The organism is Nocardioides currus (assembly GCF_003057875.1).
GTDB classification, from domain to species: Bacteria; Actinomycetota; Actinomycetes; order Propionibacteriales; family Nocardioidaceae; genus Nocardioides; species Nocardioides currus.
Window position 1 is genome coordinate 159,098 of the sequence record NZ_PYXZ01000001.1, and the last position, 22,803, is coordinate 181,900.

A 22,803-nucleotide genomic window follows, 5' to 3' on the forward strand; every position below is an offset into this window, starting at 1 on the left:
GTGCCCGACACCGTGCCGACCCCGGGCCGGGCGCTCGCACGACGCATCGGCACGACCGACGCCGTCGTGGTCGGCCTGAGCGCGATGCTCGGCGCCGGCGTGTTCGTCGCCTTCGCGCCGGCGGCGTCGGCGGCCGGGTCCGCGCTGCTGGTCTCGCTCGGGCTGGCGGCGCTGATCGCCTTCTGCAACGCCACGTCGTCCGCGCAGCTCGCGGCGGTCCACCCGTCGTCGGGCGGCACCTACCTCTTCGGTCGGGTCGTGCTGGGTCCGTGGTGGGGCTTCGTGGCCGGCTGGGGCTTCGTGATCGGGAAGACGGCCTCGTGCTCGGTGATGGCGCTGGCCTTCGCGGCGTACGCCGTCCCGGGCGGCGGGTGGTGGCAGCGCGGCGCCGCGGCGGCGGCGGTGGCGCTGTTCACGGCCGCGACCTTGCGCGGCATCAACCGGACGGCCCAGGTGGCGCGGGTGCTGCTGGGGGTGACCGGCTCGGTGCTGGTCCTGGTGGTCCTGCTGTCCGCGAGCCGCGAGGTGGTCGAGGCACCCGACCCGCTCACGGGCGCGAGCACGCTCGGCGTGCTCCAGGCGGCCGGCCTGCTCTTCTTCGCCTTCGCGGGCTACGCCCGGATCGCCACGCTGGCCGAGGAGGTGCGTCGTCCCGAGCAGATCAGCCGCGCGATCCTGGTCGCGCTCGGCGTCACCCTCGCCGTCTACCTCGCCGTCGCGCTCGTGCTGGTCCGCACCCTGGGCGCCGACCTGGCGTCCTCCGCCACGCCGTTGTCCGACGCCGTGGGGGCCGTGGGGGCGGGGTGGGCGCGACCCGCAGTCCGGGTCGGCGCTGCCGCGGCCGCGCTCGGCGCCCTCCTGGCCCTGCTGGTCGGGGTCAGCCGCACCACGCTCGCGATGGCCCGCGAGCGCGACCTCCCCGCCTGGCTCGCGTCCGTCTCGGACCGGCACCGGGTGCCCGACCACGCCCAGCTCGCCGTGGGGGTGGCGGTCGTCGTGCTCGTGCTCAGCGTCGACCTGCGGGGCGCGATCGGCTTCTCGTCATTCGGCGTGCTCACCTACTACTTCGTCGCCAACGCCGCGGCGTGGCGCCAGCCCGCCGGCGAGCGACGCTGGCCCCAAGCGCTCCAGCTGCTCGGGATGTCCGGCTGCCTGGTCCTGGTCGGCACCCTGCCCGGGCCCTCCGTCCTGGCCGGCCTGGCCGTCCTCGCCGTCGGCTTGCTGGGCCGCCTCGCCCTGCGGCGACCCCGCTAGACACTCACCCCTCGGCGGCGTCGACCTCGCGGCGTACGGCGGCGCGCAGCGCCTGCTCCGGATCGACGCCCGCCGCCCGCGCCTCCCGGACGAGGTCGAGCAACCGCTCCCCCAGCACCTCGGACGTCGTGCCGTCGGAGGCACCGGTCGCCCCGTCCGCACTACGTCGCGGATCCGTGGGGGCGTCCGACGCATCGAGCCGGGCCAGGCGCTCGAGCACCTTGTCGGCGTACAGCAGAGCCGGCAGGCCGGGCGGGAGCCCGTCGGTGACCGACGACCGGTCCTTCTCGAGCGCCTTTGCCTGCTGCCACCGCTCGTTGACCTCCGCCGGCGTCAGCGAGGCGGACGCGTCGCCGAAGACGTGCCCGTTGCGGCGCACCATCTTCTCCGTGAGGCCGGCGGCGACGTCGTCGATCGTGAAGTCGCCGGCGTCGCGGGCGATCTCGGCGTGGAAGTAGACCTGGAGGAGCAGGTCGCCGAGCTCCTCGCGCAGGTGCTCGGGGTCCCCGGACTCGATCGCCTCGAGCGTCTCGTGGGTCTCCTCGAGGAGGTAGCGGGCCAGCGACAGGTGGGTCTGCCCGGCCTTCCACGGACACTCGGTCCGCAGCCGGCGCATCACCTCGACGAAGGCGACGAGGTGCTGTCCCTCGGGTGGGGTGTCCTCAGCCACCGCAGCGCTGGCTGACGGGCAGCGACGACGAGTAGGACGCGTCGGGGTCGGCGGCGAGGCCCGCCTTCGCCTCGTCGCTGAGCGCGAAGGAGAGGTTGGTGTCGGTCGGCACCAGCTGGCCGTCCTTCAGCTCGATGCCGTACTTCGGGTCGACCTCGATCCCGTGGACCTCGGGCCAGACCTTGAAGATGTCGGCGCCGGCCTGGGAGACCTCGTCGGTCGTCGGGTCGGTGAAGCCCTCGTCGGTCAGCTTGGCGCGGCCGACCTGGTCGACGATGTCGTTGGCGAGCGCCTGGGTCGTCATCACCGTGATGTAGTCGTCTCGCACCTCCTCGGGCATCACCGACGCGGCGCGGGTCCGCTCGGCGAGGTCGCGCTCGTAGACGCTGCCCGGCGTGACTCCGTAGTCCTCGGCGATCTGCTCGCTCTGTGAGGTGAGGGCGAGCAGCTGCACGACGCCCTGGCGCAGCACGCCCAGCGGCACGGTCTGGCCCTCGAACTGGTCGGACAGCGCGACGCACAGGTTCTGCGCGGCCCGGTCGACGGTCCGGGTGCTGATGGTCTCGTCTCCGACCTTCGCCGCGACGCCGGGCGAGGCACTGCCGGCGCAGCCGCTGAGCAGCAGGGCGGACAGGCCCACGGCCAGGGTGGGCAGCAGACGGGGGTGGCTCACGGTTCTCACTCCAGCTCGACGAGGTTCACGACGTGGTGGTCGGCGGATCGATGATGTCCTCGATCACGTGCCGCGCCCATTCAAGCAGGGCGATCCCGTCGATGGGACGCCCCCCGATCACGGCGGTCTGCGGCCGCGGCACGAGGATCGTGCTCGTGGGCGCCTTGACGATGCTCTTGGGGTAGACGCGGTTGAGGCGTACGACGCGTGAGTCGGGCAGGTCGACGGGCGCGAACCGCACGTGCTTGCCGGCGATCGTGATCTCCTTGACCCCCGCCTGGCGGGCCCGGGCTCGGAACCGACCGACGATCAGCAGCGACTCGACCTCGACCGGCGGCTGGCCGTAGCGGTCCACCATCTCCTCGCGCAGCTGGTCGACGTCGTCGTCGGAGCGCACCTCGGCGAGGCGCTTGTACATCTCGAGGCGCAGCCGCTCGGAGGGGATGTAGCCGTGGGGCAGGTGGGCGTCGACCGGCAGCTCGATGCGCACCTCACCGAGCTCGGCCTCGCCGTCGCCCTTGAAGTCCGAGACGGCCTCGCCGACGAGACGGACGTAGAGGTCGAAGCCGACGTCGGCGATGTGGCCCGACTGCTCGCCGCCGAGCAGGTTGCCGGCCCCGCGGATCTCGAGGTCCTTCATCGCGATCGCCATGCCGCCGCCCAGGTCGGAGTGCTGGGCCAGCGTCGCGAGCCGCTCGTGCGCGGTCTCGGTCAGCGGCTTCTCGGCCGGGTAGAGGAAGTAGGCGTAGGCCCGCTCGCGCGAGCGACCCACGCGCCCGCGCAGCTGGTGCAGCTGCGAGAGGCCGAGGGTGTCGGAGCGCTCGATGATCATGGTGTTGGCGTTGGAGACGTCGAGGCCCGACTCGACGATGGTGGTGCACACCAGCACGTCGAAGCGCTTCTCCCAGAAGTCGAGCATCACCTGCTCGAGCTGGTGCTCCCCCATCTGCCCGTGCGCCGTCGCCACCCGCGCCTCGGGCACCAGCTCGCGGAGGTGGGCCGCGGCCTTCTCGATCGAGTTGACGCGGTTGTGGATGAAGAAGACCTGTCCCTCGCGCAGCAGCTCGCGGCGTACGGCGGCGATCACCTGCCGGTCCTCGTAGGCGCCGACGTAGGTCAGCACCGGGTGCCGCTCCTCCGGCGGGGTGGTGATCGTGGACATCTCGCGGATGCCGGTGACCGCCATCTCGAGGGTGCGCGGGATCGGCGTCGCACTCATGGACAGCACGTCCACACTGGTGCGCAGGCGCTTCATCTGCTCCTTGTGCTCGACGCCGAAGCGCTGCTCCTCGTCGACGATGATCAGCCCGAGGTCCTTCATCGTGATGTCCGGGTTGAGCAGCCGATGGGTGCCGACGACGATGTCGACGGACCCGTCCTCGAGCCCGGCGATCACCTCGCGCGCCTCCTTGTCGGTCTGGAAGCGCGAGAGCCCCTTGAGCACGACCGGGAAGCCGCTCATCCGCTCGGTGAAGGTGGAGAGGTGCTGCGTGACGAGCAGCGTGGTCGGCACGAGCACGGCGACCTGCTTGCCGTCCTGGACGGCCTTGAACGCCGCGCGCACCGCGATCTCGGTCTTGCCGTAGCCGACGTCGCCGCACACGAGGCGGTCCATCGGGACGGTGCGCCGCATGTCGCCCTTCACCTCGTCGACCGTCGTCAGCTGGTCGGGCGTCTCGTTGAACGGGAACGCGTCCTCGAGCTCGCGCTGCCACGGGGTGTCGGGACCGAACGCGTGGCCCTTCGTGGCCTGCCGCGCGGCGTACAGCTTGATCAGCTCGGCCGCGATCTCGCGGACCGCCTTGCGGGCGCGGTTCTTGCGCTTGGTCCAGTCACCGCCGCCGAGCCGGTCGAGACTGGGCTGCTCGCCGCCGACGTAGCGGGTGATCTGGTCGAGGGTGTCGGCCGGGACGTAGAGCCGGTCCGGCGGCGCGCCCCGCTTGGCGGAGCCGTACTCGAGGACGAGGTACTCCCGCGTCGCGCCCTGCATCTCGCGCTGCTTCATCTCCACGAACCGACCGACGCCGTGCTGCTCGTGCACGACGTAGTCGCCGGCCTTGAGCTCGAGCGGGTCGATCTGCTTCTTGCGGCGCGCGGGCATCTTGCGCATGTCGCGCGTCGAGCCCTTCTGCCCCGAGAGGTCCTCGCCGGTGAGCAGCGCGACCCGGGTGTCGGGGTCGACGAACCCGGACACCAGGCAGCCGGTGGTCACGGTGACGACGCTCGCGTCGCCCGAGACGTCCACGTCGGAGAAGGCCGCGGGCACGTCGTGCTCGGCCAGCACCTCGACCATCCGCTCGGCCGGCCCGTGGCCCTGGTGGACGACGGTCACGCGGTAGCCGTCGGCGAGCCACCCACGGATGTCGCTGATCGCCTTCTCGATGTCGCCCCGGTAGGCCTCGGCGGGCTGCAGGGCCAGGGCCCGGGAGGGTACGGCGCCCGCGAGGACGTCGACGTCGGGCACCTCCTCGGACGTGGGGGTCTCGATGCCGAAGGGGCTGACGGTCCACCAGCCGAGGTTGCGCTCGATCGCGCTGCCCCGCACGTCGGCCACCTCGCGGTAGGACGCGGCCCCGAGGTCGATCGGCGACTGGCCGCCACCGGCCGCGGCGGCCCAGCTCGCGCCGAGGAACTCCTCGCTGGTCGCGACCAGGTCGTGGGCGCGCGTGCGGGCACGCTCGGGGTCGAGGACGAGCACCGTCGTGGTGTCGGGCAGCAGGTCGACCAGCAGCTCCATGTCGTCGACGAGCACGGGCGCGAGCGACTCCATGCCCTCGACCGCGATGCCGGCGGCGATCTTGTCGGTGAGCTCCAGCAGCTGCGGGTGCGCCTGCCCGAGGGCGGCCGCCCGGCGGCGTACCTCCTCGGTCAGGAGCAGCTCGCGGCACGGCGGCGCCCAGAGGCGGTCGAGGGTCTCGACCGTGCGCTGGTCGGCGACCGAGAACGAGCGGATCTCCTCGACCTCGTCGCCCCAGAACTCCACCCGCAGCGGGTGCTCCTCGGTCGGGGGAAAGACGTCGACGATGCCGCCGCGCACCGCGAACTCGCCGCGCTTCTCGACCATGTCGACGCGGGAGTAGGCCGCATCCGCGAGCCCGCGCACCACGTCGTCCAGCGCCGCGCTGCTGCCCTTGGTCAGCTCGACCGGCTCGAGGTCGGCCAGACCCTTCACCTGCGGCTGGAGGATCGAGCGGACCGGGGCGACGACGACGCGCACGGGTCCGTTGGTGGCGTCGGCGCCCGGGTGACGCAGGCGTCGCAGCACCGCGAGCCGGCGACCGACGGTGTCGCTGCGCGGGCTCAGCCGCTCGTGCGGCAGCGTCTCCCAGGACGGGTAGTAGGCGACGAGCGCCGGGTCGACCAGGTCCGCCAGCTCGGTGACGAGGTCCTCGGCCTCCCGGGCGGTCGCGGTCACGGCCAGCACGGTGCGCCCCGCGTCGACCAGCCCCTTGACCACCAGCGGCCGGACCGCGGCCGGACCGGTGAGGTCGAGAGCGCGCACCTGGCCGGCCCCGGCCATCGCCTCGGCCAGGACCGGACCGCCCAGGACGGCGTCGGCGACCGCCGTCACCGGGGACTGCGGGACGGTGGTTCGTGGCACTGCGGCGGACACTGCGACCTCCAGGGTGGAACGCGGACAGACCCCCAACCGGACACGGGTGGGGGTTCGGGGAAAGTCTACTGACGACGCATGGTTTGAGGCACGGGGAGGCGGGGTAGGGCCTCGGCAGCGGGTCGGCAACCGACCCGGCCAACGTCATCGAGGAGTGCCCCGAGCACTCCGCGAACAGGGAAGAGGGAGCAATGCGCTTCAACCGAATCATCGCCGGCACCGTCACCGCCGGCCTCGTCGGCCTCGTGCCCGTGGCTGTGTCCTCGCCGGCCAGCGCGACCGACAACCTCACGACCGTGACCACCGTCTCGAGCTACACCGAGGTCCCGATCACGTACGGCGACACGATCACGCTGTCGTCGGACGTGGCCGCCTCCGACGGCGGCAGCGCCTACAAGGGTGTCGTCGCGCTCCAGGCCTCGACGGACGGCGTCAACTTCGCCACCGTCGCCACCGGCGAGAACAGCTACTCCTCGTTCGAGGTGAAGCCGACCGCCAACACCCTCTACAAGGTCGTCTACAGCGGCTACACCGCGACGAGCACCTACGAGGACAACTACGCGCCGAGCGAGTCGGCGCCGTTCGCCGTCACGGTCAAGCGCAAGGCCGTCTTCAAGACGCCCGGCCTGTTCCTCGTCGGCAAGATCAAGCCCGACTTCGGTGGCAAGAAGGTCATCCTGAAGAAGAAGAAGGGCAAGAAGTACGTCGCGTGGAAGAAGGTCAAGACGAACAAGAAGGGCGCGTTCCGGGTCAAGGCCCCGAACAAGTCGGGCTTCAAGTTCACCGTGACCATCCCCGGCGACGCCAAGTTCGTGGGCTTCACCGAGGCCTACCAGGTCTACTGATCCGCCCCTGATCGCGGCACGACCCCGGACCGGCTGGTCCGGGGTCGTTCCATGTCCGGAACCTTCCTCTGGCCGCCACGCGCCTGTCCTGTCTAGGCTCGCCACCAAGGTCGACGGGGCGTCGGCCGACCAACCCGGGGGGAACGATCGATGAAGCTGGCCCGCGCGTCCGCGCTCTTCTGCACCGCACTCGTCGCGACCATGCTCGCGCTGGTGCCGACCGCACCGGCCCACGCCGCGGTCACCGTCTTCACCGTGCCGACCAGCAACGCCGACCTGGGCCGGATCACCACGGCCCCCAACGGCGACATGTGGTTCATCGAGCGCGACGCGAACAAGATCGGCCGGATCACCCCGGCCGGGGTGGTCACCGAGTTCAACCTGCCGACGCAGACGGTGGGCGACTCGAGCGTCTACGGCATCGACGTCGCCGCCGACGGCACCGTCTGGGTGGTGTGGGACTCCGGGTGGAACGCGCTCGGCTTTCATCCCTCCAACCCCGGAGCCGCCGTCAACTACGACCTCGGCGACTATCCGTACGGCGGCGAGGTCCGTGTTGCCCCTGACGGACGCGTCTTCGTCACCATGAACTACGACGAGTCGGGCGTCGCCACGCTGGCCCCCGGCTCCTCCGACTTCTTCTGGTCCGCCAACGCCCCCGAGTGCGAGGACGTGCTCGGCGAGGCGGCCGACGGTTCCATGTGGTGCCAGGGCGGCGGGCTCGACCAGCTCGTCCACCTGAATGCCGACGGCACCGGCGGCGTGACCTACCCGCTGCCCTCCGACGCGACGTACCCCAACGGCCTCGCCGCCGGTCCGGTCGGCTCGATCTGGTTCACCCGCAGCTCCTCGGGGACGATGTTCACCTCGCCCAACAACGGCTCGGTCGGCTACCTCGACCAGGCCAGCGGTGCGACGAGGATCTGGAGCACGGGCTCGCGCACCGCGCCCTCGGACCTGATCCAGGCGCCCGACGGGACGATGTGGTTCACCAACCGAGGCGCCGCGCCCGCCATCGGCCACATCAACGCCGCCGGCGTCGGCGCGATCACCGCGGTCGGCAACTACGAGCCGACCTCCCTGACCTGGGGAGCGGACGGCGCGATCTGGTTCACCGACGCGAAGAACAACGCGATCGTCCGCGTGACGCCCGACCAGCTCCAGACCACCAACGTCGACGTGGGGACGGGCGCCACGATGATCACGGGCTCCACCCCGCCGCCTCCGGGTCCCGTCCCCGGCACGCCCGGCGTCCCGCCGGCACCCGGCACGAAGGGCCTGCCGACCGGCACGATGACCAAGCCCAAGGGTGTGGTGAAGGTGAAGCAGGCGAAGGTGCCCGTCGCGGTCTCCTGCCCGACGTCCGCCACGCGGGGCTGCATCGGCTCGGTGAAGGTCAGCAAGGGGAAGAAGGCCGTCACCAGGGCGGCGTCCTACCGTCTCGCCAGCGGCACGTCCACGACCGTCAGGGCGAAGCTCACCGGCCCCGGGAAGCGGATCGTCAAGCCCGGCAAGCGGGTCAGGCTCTCGGCCTCGCTGACCAGGGTCGGGGCGAAGAAGCCGTCGGTGAAGCGGTCGTTCACGGCCCTCAGGAGGTAGTCGACACCTCCGCCTCCGAGCGCAGGATGCAGAACTCGTTGCCCTCCGGGTCGGCAAGGACGACCCAGCCGGTGCCGGGACCGTACTTCCCGCGCTGGTCGCCGACCTGGCGCGCGCCGAGACCGAGCACCCGCTCGACCTCGTCGTCACGGCTGCCCGCGCGCGGGCGGAGGTCGAAGTGGATGCGCTTGCGGACGGCGGAGAGGTCGTCGGCGACCTCGATGAACAGGATCGAGTGACCCGTCTCGGCGTCGCGGATCATGCACTCCTCGTGCCCCGGCAGGTTGGGATCGCCCTCGATGTCGACGTAGCCCAGCAGCTGCTTCCACCACTCGGAGAGCTCGTAGGCGTTGGCGCAGTCGATGGTCGTGTGCGAGACGAAGGAGGTCATGGCACGCAGGCTCCCACCGGCCGCCGACACCCGGCAACGGCGTTTACGCTGACGAGGTGATCCGCGCCCTCGCCGTCGTCCTGGTGCTGACCGCCGCACCGGCCTGTGCCGGCGACCGGACCGCATCGCCCAGCCAGGCGGCGCGTACGACGAGTGCCGCACCGACCACGGACCCGCTGACCGACGGACCGCTGGCCGACGGTCCGCGCCGGCCCACCGGGGCCGCCGACGCGGCCCGCCGGCTCGAGGCCGCGCTGGCCGTCCTCGCCGACACCAGCGCCACGCGGGACGAGGTCGCTGTCGCCGGCCACGTCGAGCAGCTCGCGGTCCGCGAGGTCAGCACGCACCCGCGCTGGCTGGGTCGGGTGCTCGAGCGGCTGCCCCGCTCGGACCGCCGCCGCACCCGCACCAACGTCGAGGCGCGGCTCGCGTTCCGGTCGATGCACCCGACCGACGCGGCGGACCTGGCCGACGAGCTCCCGGCCTGGCGCATCGTCGCGCCCGCTCCGGCGCGCGTCCTGGAGCGGTCCTACCGCGAGGCCGAACGCCGGTTCGGCGTCGACTGGGAGTACCTCGCCGCCATCAACCTGGTCGAGACCGCCTTCGGCCGGATCCTCGGCACGTCGGTGGCCGGCGCACAGGGGCCGATGCAGTTCCTGCCCACCACGTGGGACATCTACGGCAACGGTGGCGACATCGACGACCCCCACGACGCGATCCTCGCGGCCGGCCGCCTGCTGAGGGCCAACGGCTTCGCCCGCGACAAGGCGGCTGCGCTCTTCCGCTACAACAACTCAGCGGCGTACGTCCGCGGCGTGACCCTGCACGCGCGGGTGATGCAGCGCGAGCCCCGCGCGCTGCTCGGCTACCACGCGTGGCAGGTCTACTACCTGACGCAGCGCGGCAGCGTGTGGCTCGAGGAGGGCTACGCCGAGAAGCAGCCGGTGCCCGTGGACCGCTACCTCGAGGAGCACCCCGAGGCGCTGCCCTAGCAGCGTCCTCGGGACTCAGTCGGTGCCGTGACGGCGGACGAACTCGATGATCTGCTCGGCGAGCTCCGGGCGGCACACGATCAGGTCGGGCAGCGAGGTGTCGTCCTCGTTGTAGACCAGCGGCGAGCCGTCGACGCGCGAGCAGTGCAGGCCGGCGGCGCGGGCGACGGCGACGGGCGCGGCGTTGTCCCACTGGTACTGCCCGCCGGCGTGGACGTAGGCGTCGGCGAGGTCGCGCACGACGCTCATCACCTTCACCCCAGCAGACCCCATGGGGACGAGCTCGGCGTCGATCTCGGCGGCCAGTGCCTCGACGAAGGCGGGCGGGCGGGTGCGCGAGACGGCGATGCGCGGGCGCGTCGACGTGCGCGGCGGCACGACGCTCGGCGTGCCGGTGCTGAAGGTCTCCCCCAGGGCGGGCTGGGCCACGGCTCCGGCGGTGAGGCCGTCACCACCGGCAGACGCCTCCCACAGCGCGACGTGCACGGCCCAGTCGTCGCGCGGCGGCTCGGAGAACTCGCGGGTGCCGTCGAGCGGGTCGATGATCCAGACGCGCTCGGCACCGAGGCGGGCCTTGTCGTCGGTCGCCTCCTCGCTCAGGACGGCGTCGTCGGGGCGGTGCTCGGCGAGCACCCGCGCCAGCAGCTCCTGCGCGGCGGCGTCGCCGGCGTCCTTGAGCTCCCTGCCCTCCAGACCGCTCTCGGCGCGCACACGGAGCAGCACCTCGCCGGCCTGCTCGGCCGCCCAGACGGCGAAAGCGTGGTCGTCGAGGGAGCGGTGGTCGGTCGTCGTCTCGGTCACGGCGGCAGCCTATCGGCGCCGCCGCTCAGGCCTCGGGTCGGCGCGGGCTCGGCGGCAGCGGCGCACCACCGCGCCGGTCCCGCGGCTCCGGGGCCACCTCGGTGTCGGGCAGCCCGAGGCGGTGCACCACTGCGACCGCGGCGAGCTGCGAGCCCACGTCGAGCTTGCGGCGGATGGACCTGATGTGGCTGCGCACGGTGGTCTCCGCGACACCGAGGCCCTCGACGATGTCGCCCACGCGGGAGCCGGCAGCGAGCAGACCCAGCACCTCGCGCTCGCGCGGCGAGAGGTCGGCGATGCGCTCGCGCAGCGCGTCGTCCTCGGCCAGCCAGCGGAACCACTCGCGCACCAGGCGCGAGCGGCGGACCTCGGTGAACGGCGACGAACCGCTGCGCACCAGCATCAGGGCCGAGACCACCTCCGCCAGCGAGGACTCGTTGTTCATCACGGCGGCGGCTCCGCTGGCCAGCATCGCCCCCCACGCCGCCCCCTCCGGTCGGTGGGTGAGGACCAGGAAGCGGGCGGACGACTGCGTGACCAGCGACTGGGTGGCCATCACCGCGTCCCTGCCCTCGAGGTCGTCGAAGAGGATCACGATGTCGGACTCGGTGAGCTCGTGCACGGCCCGCTGGACCCCCGGCGCCCACGAGGCCGCCTCGGCGTCGATGCCCCGCCCGCGCAGGGCGGCACCGACCGCCTGCGAGATGAGCAGGAGCTTGGACAAGATCAGCACCGAGCCGACCGGCGTGCCCACCACCACGTGATTCGCCTCCAACTGGCTCGTGCTCATCCACTCTCCCCGTCGCAGCCGGGCGCCGTACGCGCCCTGGGTCGAACCCTGCACGCTCGATGACCCACGACAATCGTGGGGACCCGGACGTCCACCGATTTGGGGATGATCCGAGCGTGCGCGTCAACGTCCCATCCCGTCTAGCCCGGGGTTGCCCAGAATTGGGTATCAGCACATCATCTAGTGGGTCTTAGGGCATTGAGACCTACATTTCGTTGAGCGGCCCTCGGGGGAACGCACCATTGACGGTGGTCCGAATGACCATCTGAGAGGGAGTCTTGGCCAGGGCGGGGAGCCCGGGTCTTGGCACTAGGGGCATATGGGGCGAGCGTGCAAGAAAATTCAACACATCGATTTCTGAGCGGCTGGCACGAGGGGTTGCTGGCTGCAGGAGTCACCGGGGTGCCGGTCCTCGCGATCCTGATCGCGGTTCCGGACAGCCGGGTCTCCTCCAGGGCGGCCGCGATCGCGGGCGTCGTCGCCGGGGTGCTGCTGCTGATCGCAGCCCTCGAGTTCTACTTCTACTGGCTGACCTCGCCGAGCCGGCGCCGGGCCTGGACCGTGAGCGCGCTCGTCGTCGTCGCTGTGCAGGTGCTCGCGTCATCGGCGCACGACCTGGTCGACCCGCCGCCCGGTGGCGGCGTCGTCGGGTGGGGCACGGTCGTCGACCTGCTGGCCACGGGCGTGGTGCTCGGGCTGCTCTTCGTCGGCACCCGCGCGCTCCGCAACCCGCATCCCGCGCTGCTCGGCCTCGGGCTGGGCGTCGCGCTGGCCGGGCTGCTGGCCACCGGGCCGGCCGACCACGTCCTGGGCGCACCGCCCCGTGCCGTGATCGCGCTGCTGCTGACGACGATCGTCGCCGCCCACGTGGCCATCGCGTGGCAGATCCTCGCCGATCACAGCCTGGTCGACTGGGCGCGGCACCGCCTCGCCCTGACCATCGTCCTGGTCGGCGTCGCACAGCTGGCCCGCTCGGGCGCCTTCGACGGCTGGGCGACCGACCTGGCCGCGGCCGTGGGTCAGGTCGGCGCCGCTATCCTCTGGAGCAGCGCCACCTTCCGCCTCCTCGCCGACACGGTGGTCCACCAGCACCGCCGGGCCCGTGCCCTCGAGTGCGCCGTGCTGGAGAACGAGTCCAACCTGCGCGGCAGTCGCGAGCTGATGCACGAGATCCGCAGCACGGTCGCCGGCGCCGCCAGCGCGGCCCGGCTGCTCGACGACGAAGCCGTCAGTCCCGCGACCCACGCCCGCCTCGAGCGGGCGATCCGCACCGAGCTGGACCGGCTCGAGCGGATGGTCACGGACCAGGAGCCGGCGAGCCCCGGCCCCGTGGACCTCGACACCACCCTCGACGTCCTCCTCGAGGCGCACCGCGCCCAGGGCCGGACGGTGGAGTGGGAGCCGAGCGGCGGCGCCACCGTGCACGCCCGCCCCGACGACGTCGCCGAGGCGCTCAACATCCTGCTCGACAACGCGGCGACGCACGGTGGTGGGACCGCCAGCCGGGTCGCGGTGACGCGGGCCGACGGTCTCGTCGAGATCGCCGTCACCGACGCCGGACCTGGCGTGCCGCTCGAGGCACGGGAGGGCATCTTCGACTGGGGCGTCCATCGCAGCGACTCACCCGGCCAGGGCATCGGCCTGAGCGTGGCGCGTCGCCTGGTCACCGAGCACGGGGGCACCCTGACGCTGGCCGACCAGGCCGCCGAGCAGGGTTCGTCCTTCATCATCCGCCTGCCCGCCGCGCGTCGTTCGGAGGAGGACCATGTCCTCGACCCCCGACACTCGGCCTAGCACCCGCGTCCTCATCATCGAGGACCACACGCTGTTCGCCGAGTCGCTGGAGCTCGCGCTGTCCCTCGAGGGCTACGACGTCCGCCGACTGGCCCTGCCGGAGGTGGGCGGGTCGATGGCGACGCTGAAGTCGACGGCCCTGCGCAGCAACGCGCGGATCGTGCTGCTCGACCTCGACCTCGGCCGGTTCGGCGACGGGATGGGGCTCATCGCCCCGCTGGCCCGGGCCGGTGCCAACGTCGTGGTGGTGACGGCCTCGACCGACCTCGGTCGGTGGGGTGCGTGCGTGCGCCAGGGCGCCCGCAAGATCATCTCCAAGGGCCGTCCGCTGCAGGAGACCCTGAGCACCGTGCGCCGCCTCCACCAGGGCCTGCCGGTGATGAACTCCGAGGAGCTCGAGCGGCTGCTCGACGCCTGGCGCAGCGAGCGCATGGTCACCGACGACATGCGTCGCCGCCTCGAGCTGCTCACGCCGCGCGAGAAGCAGGTGCTGGGCGCGCTGATCGAGGGCCACAACGTGCGCGAGATCGCGCGCATCGGGGTCGTCTCCGAGGCGACCGTGCGCACGCAGGTGAAGTCGATCCTGGGCAAGCTCGAGGTCTCCTCGCAGCTCGCGGCCGTCGGGCTCGCCCACCACGTCGGCTGGCAGCACGCCGGCTGAGCCGACGATGTCGTACGCCGCAGCGTCGGTGTCGCACCCGCAGCGCGGGCGCGGCACCGACGTCGTCGTTCCAGCGACCCTCGGTCGGCCGATCGCCGTACGGGAAAACCGGATGGCACGGCAGGTATCAAGGCAGATCGCGCACGGCTATGCCGCATTTGCGGCATGCCCGGCCGCTCGGGTCTACCTAGGCTCGCCTCACTGCTCACGCGTGGTCGGGAAGGGGGTTCGGATGGCGCAAGTCACTGTGCCCCCAGTCGGCGATCTGGTCAGCGGCCTGCCGTTGCCCCCCACTCAGCGGGTCGCGCACCACGACCAGATCGTCGACGCCGAGATCCCACGCTCACGCAGCAACCGGTGGCTCCGTCCGGCGGCCGACATGACGGCCAGCGGCGTCGCTCTCGTGGTCGCGACGACGGGTGGAGCCACCGTCCAGCCCGCGGCCCTCGTGGCGCTCGTCGTCGCCTGGCCGATGTTCCTGGCCGGCAACGGCTGGTTCGTCCGCCGTCCGCTCGGTGAGCCCGTCGGCGTCCGGATCGGCCGGGTGCTGCGCGCCGGCGCCGGGCTCGGCATCGCGTGCTGGCTCGCTGCCGTCGTCGTCGGCGACGCCGCCGCGCCCGAGGTCCTCGTCCCGGTCGTCGCGGCGCTCACCCTCGCCGTCCTCGTCACCGGCCTCGCACCGGTCCCCGGACTGTCGCCGACCCGTGTCGTGCTCGCCGGCCACCCCGACGACGTCCGCTCCGCGATCGCCGAGCTGGCCACCTCGCGCCGCTACGTCGTCGCCGCCGCGTGCGTCTCCGCGGTCCCCGACGCCCCGCTCGGCACGCTCCCCGTGCAGGTGGGGGTGTCGTACGCCGCGGACGTCACCGATCGCACCAACAGCGACGCGCTGCTGGTGCTGCCCGGCCAGGGCGTCACCCACGCGACGATGCGGCGCCTCCAGTGGCGCGCCGACGGCGCCGGGGTGCCGCTCTACATCGGCACCGGCCTCCTCGACGTCGCCCCCACCCGTGTCTCCGTGGTGCAGGGCGCCGGCATGGACGTCATGCAGGTCCGGGCGGCTCCCCAGCGCGGCCCGCGCCGCGCCGTCAAGGACGTCGTCGAGCGCTTGCTCGCCGCCGGCGCACTGGTCCTGCTCTCCCCCGTGCTCCTCGCCGTGTGGCTGATGGTCCGCCGCGGCTCGGCCGGTCCCGGACTGTTCCGGCAGGAGCGGGTCGGTCGCAACGGCGAGACCTTCACCATGCTCAAGTTCCGCACGATGACCAGCACCGCGGCCGAGGAGCAGGCCGAGCTGGCCGAGCTCAACCAGGTCGACGGCGGGGTGATCTTCAAGATCCGCAACGACCCGCGCATCACGCCGATCGGCGGCTTCCTGCGGCGCTACTCCGTCGACGAGGTCCCGCAGCTGTGGAACGTCGTGACGGGCCAGATGTCGCTGGTGGGTCCGCGGCCTGCGCTGCCGCAGGAGGTCGAGCGCTACGACCTCGACCCGCGCCGCCGGCTGGCGGTCAAGCCCGGCATCACCGGTCTGTGGCAGGTCTCGGGCCGCTCGGACCTGAGCTGGGCCGAGTCGGTGCGGCTCGACGTGAAGTACGTCGACAACTGGTCGCTGATGCTCGACGTGTCCATCCTGTGCCGGACGGTGGGGGCCGTCCTGAACCACCGCGGCGCCTACTGAACCTGAACTGCTGAGCGCCCCGGGGGGTGGCGCCACGTCATGTACCTGAGCCTGACCGATCGACCTGAGCGGACCGCCGTGCCCGGCGCGCGGCGTCCGCGGGTCCCGCGCGTCGTCTGGCTGCTCGGCCTCGTCAGCCTCGTCACCGACGTGTCCAGCGAGGCGGTCACCGCGATCCTGCCGCTCTACCTCACGGCCGTGCTCGGCCTCTCCACGATCGCCTACGGCGTGGTCGACGGCCTCTACCAGGGCGTCAGCGCCTTGGTGCGCATCGCCGGTGGATGGGCCGCCGACCGCTCCGACCACCCCAAGTGGGTGGCGTTCGTGGGCTACGGCCTGTCCTGCGTGGCCCGCGTCGGGCTGCTGTTCGCGACCGGGGTCGGTGCGGTCACCGCGGTGGTCACCGCCGACCGCATCGGCAAGGGCGTGCGTACGGCGCCGCGCGACGCCATGATCGCCGCGAGCGTCCCGACGGACCACCTCGGCCGCGCCTTCGGCGTGCACCGGACCCTCGACACGATCGGCGCGGTCATCGGCCCGCTGCTCGCCTTCGCGATCCTCTGGGCGATCCCCGACGGCTACGTCACCGTGATGGTGGCCTCGCTCGCCTTCGCGGTCATCGGGGTCGCCATGATCGGGCTGCTCGTGCCCGACCAGCGGCCGCGTCGCGAGGCGGTGGCCGGCCCGGCGCCGGCTCCGTCGTTCTCGTGGTCGCAGGTGGCCGACCCGCGCCTGGTGCGGCTGCTCGTGGTGGTCGGGGTGCTGGGCATCCTCACCGTCGGCGACGGCTTCCTCTACCTCGCGCTGCTCGATCGCAGCGGCTTCGCCGCCCAGTGGTTCCCGATGCTCTACGTCGGCACCAACATCGCCTTCCTCGCCCTGGCTGTGCCGATGGGCCGGCTGGCGGACCGGTTCGGTCGGGCCCGGGTCCTCGTGCTCGGCCACGTCGCACTGGTCGGCGCCTACGCCTGCGGCGCCAGCCCGGGCAGCGGATGGATCGCGACGATCGGCGCGCTGCTCCTGCTCGGGGTCTTCTACGCATCCACCGACGGCGTGATCGCCGCCGTCGCCGGACGGCTGGTGCCGGCCGGGGTGCGGGCCAGCGGCATCGCCACCGCGCAGACCGTGGTCGCACTCGCCCGGCTCGCCTCGTCGCTCGCGTTCGGGGTGCTCTGGTTCGCGGTCGGCCCACAGCAGGCGCTCGTGCTGGTCGGGGTGCTGCTGGCGGTCGCGATCCCCGTCGCCCTGAGCCAGGTCGTGGCGCTCGACCGGTCGGCGGAGGTGGCCTGATGTCGAGACGCGTCCTGGTGTTCGTGGTCGTCTGCGTGGTCAGCCTCGGCGGTGCCACCGCCTACGCCGTCAGCGACCTCGACCGCTACCGCGACGAGATCGCCGACGCGCCGGCCCTCGACACCGCGCCCGCGTCGAGCTTCGCCGACGGGCCGCGCATCGTCTTCCGCAACACCGCGATCGGGCCCGACTACGGCAAGGTCGCCACCGTCGCGCTCGACGACCCGCACGGCCCGCGCGACGTGACCGACCTCGACTGCGACCGGATCGACGTCGTGCCGGAGGGCGGCTCGTGCCTCCAGTCCGACCCGGGCGTGGTCACCCGCTATCGCTGGCTCGACCTCGACGCCGACCTCGACGAGGTCGACGAGACCCCGCTCGTGGGCATGCCGTCGCGCACCCGCCTCTCCCCCGACGGCTCGATGGTCGCCAGCACCGTCTTCGTCGCCGGGCACTCCTACAGCCAGGTCGGCTTCTCCACCGCCACCGTCGTGCGCGAGGTCGGTGGCTCCACCTGGGGCAACCTGGAGAAGTTCCAGCTCGTGATGGACGGCAAGGCCGTGCGGCCGGCCGACCGCAACGTGTGGGGGGTGACCTTCGACCGCACCGGACCGGGGTTCTACGCCACCGTCGCGACCGGCGGCACGCCGTACCTCGTCCGCGGCGACCTCGAGGCGCGCACGCTCACCACCGTGCGCGCCGGGGCCGAGTGCCCGGCGCAGTCGCCCGACGGCACCCGGGTGGCCTACAAGAAGGACATCGGCAAGGACCTCGGCGAGGACACCGTGCACTGGGCGATCGCGGTGCTCGACCTCGCCTCCGGCAAGGAGACGGTCCTCGACGCGGAGGACCGCAGCGTCGACGACCAGGTGCAGTGGCTCGACGACGACACCCTGCTCTACGCGCTGCCCCGCGACGACGACCCCGGCACCACCGACGTGTGGGAGCTCGCGGCGGACGGCTCGTCGGCGCCCGACGTGCTCATCGAGCAGGCCTGGTCGCCCGCGGTGGTGAGGACGTCATGAAGCTGCACCGGCCCCGCCCCGCAACGGCCCGACCGCTCGTCTCCGTGGTCGTCCCCTGCTACAACTACGGCCACTTCCTGCCCGAGGCCGTCGAGAGCGCCCTCACCCAGACCGGGGTCGAGCTCGAGGTGATCATCGTCGACGACTGCTCGACCGACGACAGCGCCACCGTGGCCGAGGCCCTCGCGGCGCAGCACCCCGAGGTCACGCTGATCCGCAACCCCGTCAACCTGCGCCACATCGCGACCTACAACGTCGGTCTCGCGGCGACGACGGGCGACTTCGTGGTGCTGCTGTCCGCCGACGACCTCCTCGCCCCCGGCGCCCTCGCGCGGGCGGCCGCCGTGTTCATGGCCCACCCCGAGGTCACGCTGGTCTACGGCCAGGCGGTCACGTTCCACGAGCGCCCGCTGCCCGACCCCGAGCCGGCGCGCTCCTGGTCGACGTGGCAGGGGCACGAGTGGGTGACGCACTCGTGCCGCAACACCGGCAACCTGATCGTCAACCCGGAGGCCATCGTGCGCCGCAGCGTCCTCGACCGCGTCGGCGGCTACGACCCGACCTTCCCGCACGCCGCCGACATGCTGCTCTGGCTCCAGGCCGCGTGCCTCGGCGACGTCGCCCGGGTCAACGGGACGCAGGCCTACTACCGCGACCACGGCGGCAACATGCACCTCACCGACTACGCCGGGCTGCTCACCGACATGGGCGAGCGACGCAACCTGCTCGACGCGTTCCTCACCGACGGCCTCGGCGCGGCGATCCCCGACGCCGCCGGCCTGCGCGACGCCGCGCACCGGACCTTCGCCCGCGAGTCCCTGCGCTACGCCCTGCACGAGCTCGACGGTGCGGGCCACCCCGACCAGGTCGACGCCCTCGTCGACTTCGCCGTCGAGACGTGGCCGGGCGTGCGGCGTACGCGCCTGTGGGCAGCGGTCGCCCGGCGGCAGCGGGGCCGGGTCCCCGCGTGGCGGGCGCAGGCCGCGCGACGGGTCTTCGCCCTGCGCTGGGCCCTGCGCTGGCAGCGACGGCACAGGTGGGGCACGTGACGACCATCGAGCCGAGCAGCCCGCCCACCCTGGACCGGGCCGTCAAGACCGGGCTCACGTGGAGCGCCGTCAACACCCTCCTGCTGCGGCTGGGATCGCTCGCCGTGGGGATCGTGCTGGCGCGCATCCTCTCCCCCACGGAGTTCGGCACGTTCGCGGTCGCGATGACCGTCCAGACGCTGGTGCTGAGCCTCAGCGACCTCGGCCTGGCCACGCAGCTGGTGCGCAGCAAGGACTTCGAGGGCGAGGCCCCGACGATCGCGACGCTCGGCGTGCTGAGCGGGTTCGCGCTGGCCGGCGCGATGATCGCCACCTCGCCGTGGATCGCGCGCGGGATGGGCAGCGCCGAGGCGACCAGCGCGATCGCCGTCCTCGGGGTCACGGTGGGCATCGCCGGCTTCGGCGTCGTGCCGTTCGCGCTGCTGCTCCGCGACTTCCGGCAGGGCCACCTGCTGGCCGCGACCGCCGCCGACTTCGTCACCGGCACGGTCGTCTCGATCCTGCTGATCACGCAGTTCGACCTCGGCGCCCTCGGCCTCGCCTGCGGCCGCCTCGCAGGCCAGCCGATGGCCACGCTCCTGCTCTTCGTCGTAACGCGACGCCGCCCGCACTTCGGCTGGAACCGCGCGCTGATGTCCGACGCGGCTCGCTTCGGGCTGCCCATCGCGGGCGCCAACGTGCTCTCGTGGGCCACGCTCGGGCTGCCGACGCCGATCATCGCGCACGGCGTCGGCCTGACGCTGCTCGGCTTCTACGTCCTGGCCTTCAACGTCTCGAGCTGGCCGATGACCGTGCTCGGCCAGGCCGTGCGCGCCGTCGCGCTCCCGGCGTTCAGCCGCACCACCGACCTCGACCAGTCCGTCGTCTTCCGGCGCAGCCTCCGCCTCACCTGGACCATCGCCGCCCCGTGCGGCGTCGCGCTGGCCGTGCTCGCCGAGCCCGTCATCCTCACGTTGTACGGCGATCGCTGGGACCGCGCCTGGCCCGTGCTCGCCGTCCTGGGGATCTTCGGGTCGGTGCGGGTCGCCTTCGACCTGTTCGCGGCGTTCCTGCTGGCGCACGGCAGCTCGCGCACCGTCTTTCTGGTGCAGCTCGCCTGGCTGGTCACGCTGCTCCCGGCGTTGTTCGTCGGCGTCCGGGTCGGCGGGCTCGTCGGTGCGGCGCTGGCGCAGGTCCTCGTCGTGGTTGCCGTGTCGGTGCCGATGTACCTGCGCGCGCTGCACCAGGTCGGCATCGACACCCGCGGACTGGCAGCGGCCCTGGCCCGGCCGAGCGCCGCCGCCCTCGTCGCGGGTGCCGCGGGCTGGTTGGCCCGCGAGGCGTTCTCGGCCCCCGTGCTGGCCCTGGCCGCCGGCTCCCTCGCCGGGCTCGTGGTCTACGCCGCGCTGATGGGTCGCCAGTTCCTGGCCGAGGCCGAGATCCGGGGGGTGCGGTCGTGACGAGGCGCAGGGTGGTGCTGGTGACGCACGACGCGTCGCTGACGGGCGCCCCGATGGTCGCACTGCTGGTGGCGCGGTCGCTGGCCGAGCAGGGTGACGAGGTCACCGTGGTCTCGCGGCGCTCCGGTCCCCTGCTGGCCGACTTCGCCGCCGTCGCCCCGACCGTGCCCGAGCTGCTCTACCGCGTGCGTCGCCGGCTGTGGGAGTCGCGCGTGCTGCGGCCCGTCGCCTGGATCGTCGACGTGCTGGCCGCGACCGCGACGCTGGCGCGCCACCGCGCCGACCTCGTCTACGTCAACAGCACCGCCGCCTCGATCTACGTCCACGCCGCCCGCTGGCTGAAGGTGCCGGTCGTGCTGCACGTGCACGAGTCGGACGCCAACACCGACATGTTCCTGTCGCAGGCCCGGGTCGACGACCTGGAGGGCGTGGAGCTGGTGGCCTGCTCCCCGCAGGTGGAGCGGGACCTGATGGCGCGGACCGGGCGCCCGTCCGGCGGCGTGCACCTGCTGCTGTCGGTGCCGGACGCCGACCGCTTGCGCGCGATGGCGTGCGAGGACGGCGGTGCGCCGCCGGCCGGCGACCCGCTGATGGTCGGGGCGACCGGCAGCGTCGGGCACCGTAAGGGCACCGACCTGTGGCTGCAGGTGGCGCGGATCGTGCAGGCGTCCCACCCCGCGCACTTCGTCTGGGTCGGCGAGCTGGGCGACCCCGCGATGGCCGTGCCGACCCCCGGCGTCGACTTCACCGGCCCGACCTCCAACCCCTATCCCGCGATGGCGTGGTTCGACATCGCCACCCTGCCGTCGCGCGACGACCCGTTCCCGCTCGTCGTCGTGGAGTCGATGCTGCTCGGCAAGCCGGTCGTCGCCTTCGACGTCGGCAGCGTGCGCGACCAGGTCGGCGAGGGCGGCATCCTCGTCCCGCCGGAGGACGTCGAGGCGTTCGCCGCGGCCGTCCTGCACCTGCTGACCGACGAGTCCGCCCGAGCCGCGCTGGGCGTGGCTGCCCGGGAGCGGGCGGAACGTCTCTTCTCCTCGACCGCGTTCACCCACCGACTGCGCGAGATCCTCGGCGCCCCGACCGGTCCGACCGGTCAGGAGCCGAGGATCGCCGCCCGCCAGGCGAGATAGCGGCGGTCCCAGTCATGTGCAGACCTGAACTCAGCCGTCTCTGCGGCCGTGGCCCGTGGCCCGGCGGCCGCTGCGAGCACCTCGGGTGCGAGGCGTGCGCCGTGGGCGACGAGTCGGCAGTGCGGCGACAGTCCGCGCATCGGCTCGAGGTCGGTCGCGACGACCGGCGCACCGGCGCCGAGGTACTCGTACACCTTGAGGGGGCTCATCCCCTCGGTCTCGGGGACGTGCGGGACCAGGCACACGTCGGCGACGGCCATCATGGCCAGCACCTGCGGACGCGGCTCGGCGTCCCGGATGAGGACGTTGTGCCGCGTGGCCAGGTCGGTGAAGCACTCGGGCTCCTGCATCGGGCCGACGAGGACCAGCGTCCACTCGGCCGGCAGGTCGTCGGCGAGGTCCTGCAGGGCCTCGACGTCGATGCGGCGCTGCAGGCTGCCGGCGTAGAACGCGACCTTGCCGCCGAGCGCGGCGAACCACGCGGGCACGGCTGCTTGCTCCTCGAAGTCGGCGGACACGATGCCGTTGGGCACGACGGTGCTGCGCCGGGCGCCGATGATGTCGACGATCGCCTGCGTCACCGCGACCACGTTGACGTCGCGGGCCACGACCTCGGCGTACGCCCATCCCACCAGCGCAGCGGAGTCGGGGACGCCGCGGAAGTCGTCCCAGGCGTAGAACGCGACGTCACGCCACACGTCGCGGTCGGCGACGGCGGCCAGCACCGGGTGGCTGGTGACGAGCACCGTGCTCGACGGGTCGACGTGGCGCTGCAGCCGGCGGTCGAGCCGTCGCTGGACGGCGACTGCTTCGTCCCGCTCGGTCGGCTCGCCGCGTCGCCAGCGCCGGGGCTGCAGGTGCTCGCGCGACGGGTCGATGGCGAAGGGCGGCGGCGCCGGCCGGTCGGGCTTCAGCCGTCGGAGCTGGCTGCGGACCGGGTCGACGAGCACGGCCCGCTCGACGGACCGGTCGTCGCGCAGCCGGGTCGCGATGCGCTCGGGCGAGAAGGCGGAGCCGACGCGCAGGGCGTCGGCCCAGGTGCGGTAGCCCAGCGCGTAGACGACCGTGGTGACCGGGCTGGTGGTCGGTGTGGCCACCACGGCGCC

At 72.8% G+C, this 22,803-nt stretch carries 19 protein-coding genes; 12 read left to right on the forward strand and 7 right to left on the reverse strand.

Annotated elements, in window-relative coordinates; translation table 11 throughout:
• Positions 1-1,254 (forward strand): APC family permease, encoded by a 1,254-nt coding sequence (locus tag C7S10_RS00800; protein WP_243395135.1) that lies wholly within the window; start codon positions 1-3, stop codon positions 1,252-1,254.
• Between the two features lie 4 nt (positions 1,255-1,258).
• Here C7S10_RS00800 and C7S10_RS00805 read toward each other — a convergent pair whose 3' ends face one another.
• Genes C7S10_RS00805 through mfd form a run of 3 tightly spaced genes read right to left on the reverse strand, consistent with a single transcriptional unit; the run spans position 1,259 to position 6,117 of the window.
• The gene (locus C7S10_RS00805) at positions 1,259-1,924 is read right to left on the reverse strand and encodes a nucleoside triphosphate pyrophosphohydrolase (RefSeq protein ID WP_243395136.1); all 666 of its coding nucleotides are present in this window, start codon (positions 1,922-1,924) and stop codon (positions 1,259-1,261) included.
• Positions 1,917-2,597, reverse strand: a complete 681-nt coding sequence (locus C7S10_RS00810; protein WP_108342514.1) for a SurA N-terminal domain-containing protein — start codon at positions 2,595-2,597, stop codon at positions 1,917-1,919. The genes C7S10_RS00805 and C7S10_RS00810 overlap by 8 nt, the downstream gene beginning before the upstream one ends.
• 25 nt (positions 2,598-2,622) lie before the next feature.
• Positions 2,623-6,117: a transcription-repair coupling factor gene (gene mfd, locus C7S10_RS00815; protein WP_108343246.1), complete on the reverse strand. Its 3,495-nt coding sequence runs from the start codon at positions 6,115-6,117 to the stop codon at positions 2,623-2,625.
• Positions 6,118-6,401: 284 nt separating this feature from the next.
• On the opposite strand from mfd, the gene C7S10_RS00820 reads away from it, so the two are divergent.
• A complete protein-coding gene (locus tag C7S10_RS00820; protein WP_108342515.1) occupies positions 6,402-7,055 on the forward strand; it encodes a hypothetical protein in 654 nt (217 codons plus the stop codon).
• Positions 7,056-7,205: 150 nt separating this feature from the next.
• Complete coding sequence (locus C7S10_RS00825; protein WP_108342516.1) at positions 7,206-8,654, forward strand: Vgb family protein; 1,449 nt, start codon at positions 7,206-7,208, stop codon at positions 8,652-8,654.
• On the opposite strand, the gene C7S10_RS00830 is transcribed toward C7S10_RS00825, so the two are convergent.
• Positions 8,644-9,045, reverse strand: coding sequence for a VOC family protein (locus tag C7S10_RS00830; protein ID WP_108342517.1), 402 nt, complete (start codon positions 9,043-9,045; stop codon positions 8,644-8,646). The two genes, C7S10_RS00825 and C7S10_RS00830, sit on opposite strands and share 11 nt — an antisense overlap.
• Before the next feature lie 56 nt (positions 9,046-9,101).
• Between C7S10_RS00830 and C7S10_RS00835 the strand changes: the two genes are divergently transcribed.
• Positions 9,102-10,037: a lytic transglycosylase domain-containing protein gene (locus tag C7S10_RS00835; protein ID WP_108342518.1), complete on the forward strand. Its 936-nt coding sequence runs from the start codon at positions 9,102-9,104 to the stop codon at positions 10,035-10,037.
• 15 nt (positions 10,038-10,052) lie between these two features.
• Here the strand turns inward: C7S10_RS00835 and C7S10_RS00840 are convergent, their stop codons facing one another.
• A complete protein-coding gene (locus C7S10_RS00840; RefSeq protein WP_108342519.1) occupies positions 10,053-10,838 on the reverse strand; it encodes a 3'(2'),5'-bisphosphate nucleotidase CysQ in 786 nt (261 codons plus the stop codon).
• Between the two features lie 25 nt (positions 10,839-10,863).
• The gene (locus C7S10_RS00845) at positions 10,864-11,628 is read right to left on the reverse strand and encodes a helix-turn-helix transcriptional regulator (protein ID WP_133176394.1); all 765 of its coding nucleotides are present in this window, start codon (positions 11,626-11,628) and stop codon (positions 10,864-10,866) included.
• 402 nt (positions 11,629-12,030) lie between these two features.
• On the opposite strand from C7S10_RS00845, the gene C7S10_RS00850 reads away from it, so the two are divergent.
• The 8 genes from C7S10_RS00850 to C7S10_RS00885 all read left to right on the forward strand — a co-directional run bounded on the left by C7S10_RS00850 (position 12,031) and on the right by C7S10_RS00885 (position 21,697).
• Positions 12,031-13,422 carry a sensor histidine kinase gene (locus tag C7S10_RS00850; RefSeq protein ID WP_108342521.1) on the forward strand — a complete coding sequence of 464 codons (1,392 nt, stop codon included), beginning with the start codon at positions 12,031-12,033 and terminating at the stop codon, positions 13,420-13,422.
• Positions 13,394-14,083, forward strand: coding sequence for a response regulator transcription factor (locus C7S10_RS00855; RefSeq protein WP_108342522.1), 690 nt, complete (start codon positions 13,394-13,396; stop codon positions 14,081-14,083). Before C7S10_RS00850 ends, C7S10_RS00855 begins: the two co-directional genes overlap by 29 nt.
• Before the next feature lie 232 nt (positions 14,084-14,315).
• Positions 14,316-15,761 carry an exopolysaccharide biosynthesis polyprenyl glycosylphosphotransferase gene (locus C7S10_RS00860; protein WP_165807009.1) on the forward strand — a complete coding sequence of 482 codons (1,446 nt, stop codon included), beginning with the start codon at positions 14,316-14,318 and terminating at the stop codon, positions 15,759-15,761.
• Between the two features lie 39 nt (positions 15,762-15,800).
• Complete coding sequence (locus tag C7S10_RS00865) at positions 15,801-17,051, forward strand: MFS transporter (RefSeq protein WP_108342524.1); 1,251 nt, start codon at positions 15,801-15,803, stop codon at positions 17,049-17,051.
• Positions 17,051-18,076 (forward strand): TolB-like translocation protein, encoded by a 1,026-nt coding sequence (locus C7S10_RS00870; protein ID WP_108342525.1) that lies wholly within the window; start codon positions 17,051-17,053, stop codon positions 18,074-18,076. The genes C7S10_RS00865 and C7S10_RS00870 overlap by 1 nt, the downstream gene beginning before the upstream one ends.
• Entirely contained in the window at positions 18,073-19,125 is a 1,053-nt protein-coding gene (locus C7S10_RS00875) for a glycosyltransferase family 2 protein (protein WP_108342526.1), read from the forward strand. The genes C7S10_RS00870 and C7S10_RS00875 overlap by 4 nt, the downstream gene beginning before the upstream one ends.
• Complete coding sequence (locus C7S10_RS00880) at positions 19,122-20,564, forward strand: oligosaccharide flippase family protein (RefSeq protein ID WP_165807010.1); 1,443 nt, start codon at positions 19,122-19,124, stop codon at positions 20,562-20,564. The genes C7S10_RS00875 and C7S10_RS00880 overlap by 4 nt, the downstream gene beginning before the upstream one ends.
• A complete protein-coding gene (locus C7S10_RS00885; RefSeq protein ID WP_133176395.1) occupies positions 20,561-21,697 on the forward strand; it encodes a glycosyltransferase family 4 protein in 1,137 nt (378 codons plus the stop codon). The genes C7S10_RS00880 and C7S10_RS00885 overlap by 4 nt, the downstream gene beginning before the upstream one ends.
• Here the strand turns inward: C7S10_RS00885 and C7S10_RS00890 are convergent.
• A complete protein-coding gene (locus C7S10_RS00890) occupies positions 21,661-22,794 on the reverse strand; it encodes a glycosyltransferase (RefSeq protein WP_133176396.1) in 1,134 nt (377 codons plus the stop codon). The two genes, C7S10_RS00885 and C7S10_RS00890, sit on opposite strands and share 37 nt — an antisense overlap.
• Positions 22,795-22,803: the final 9 nt, after the last annotated feature.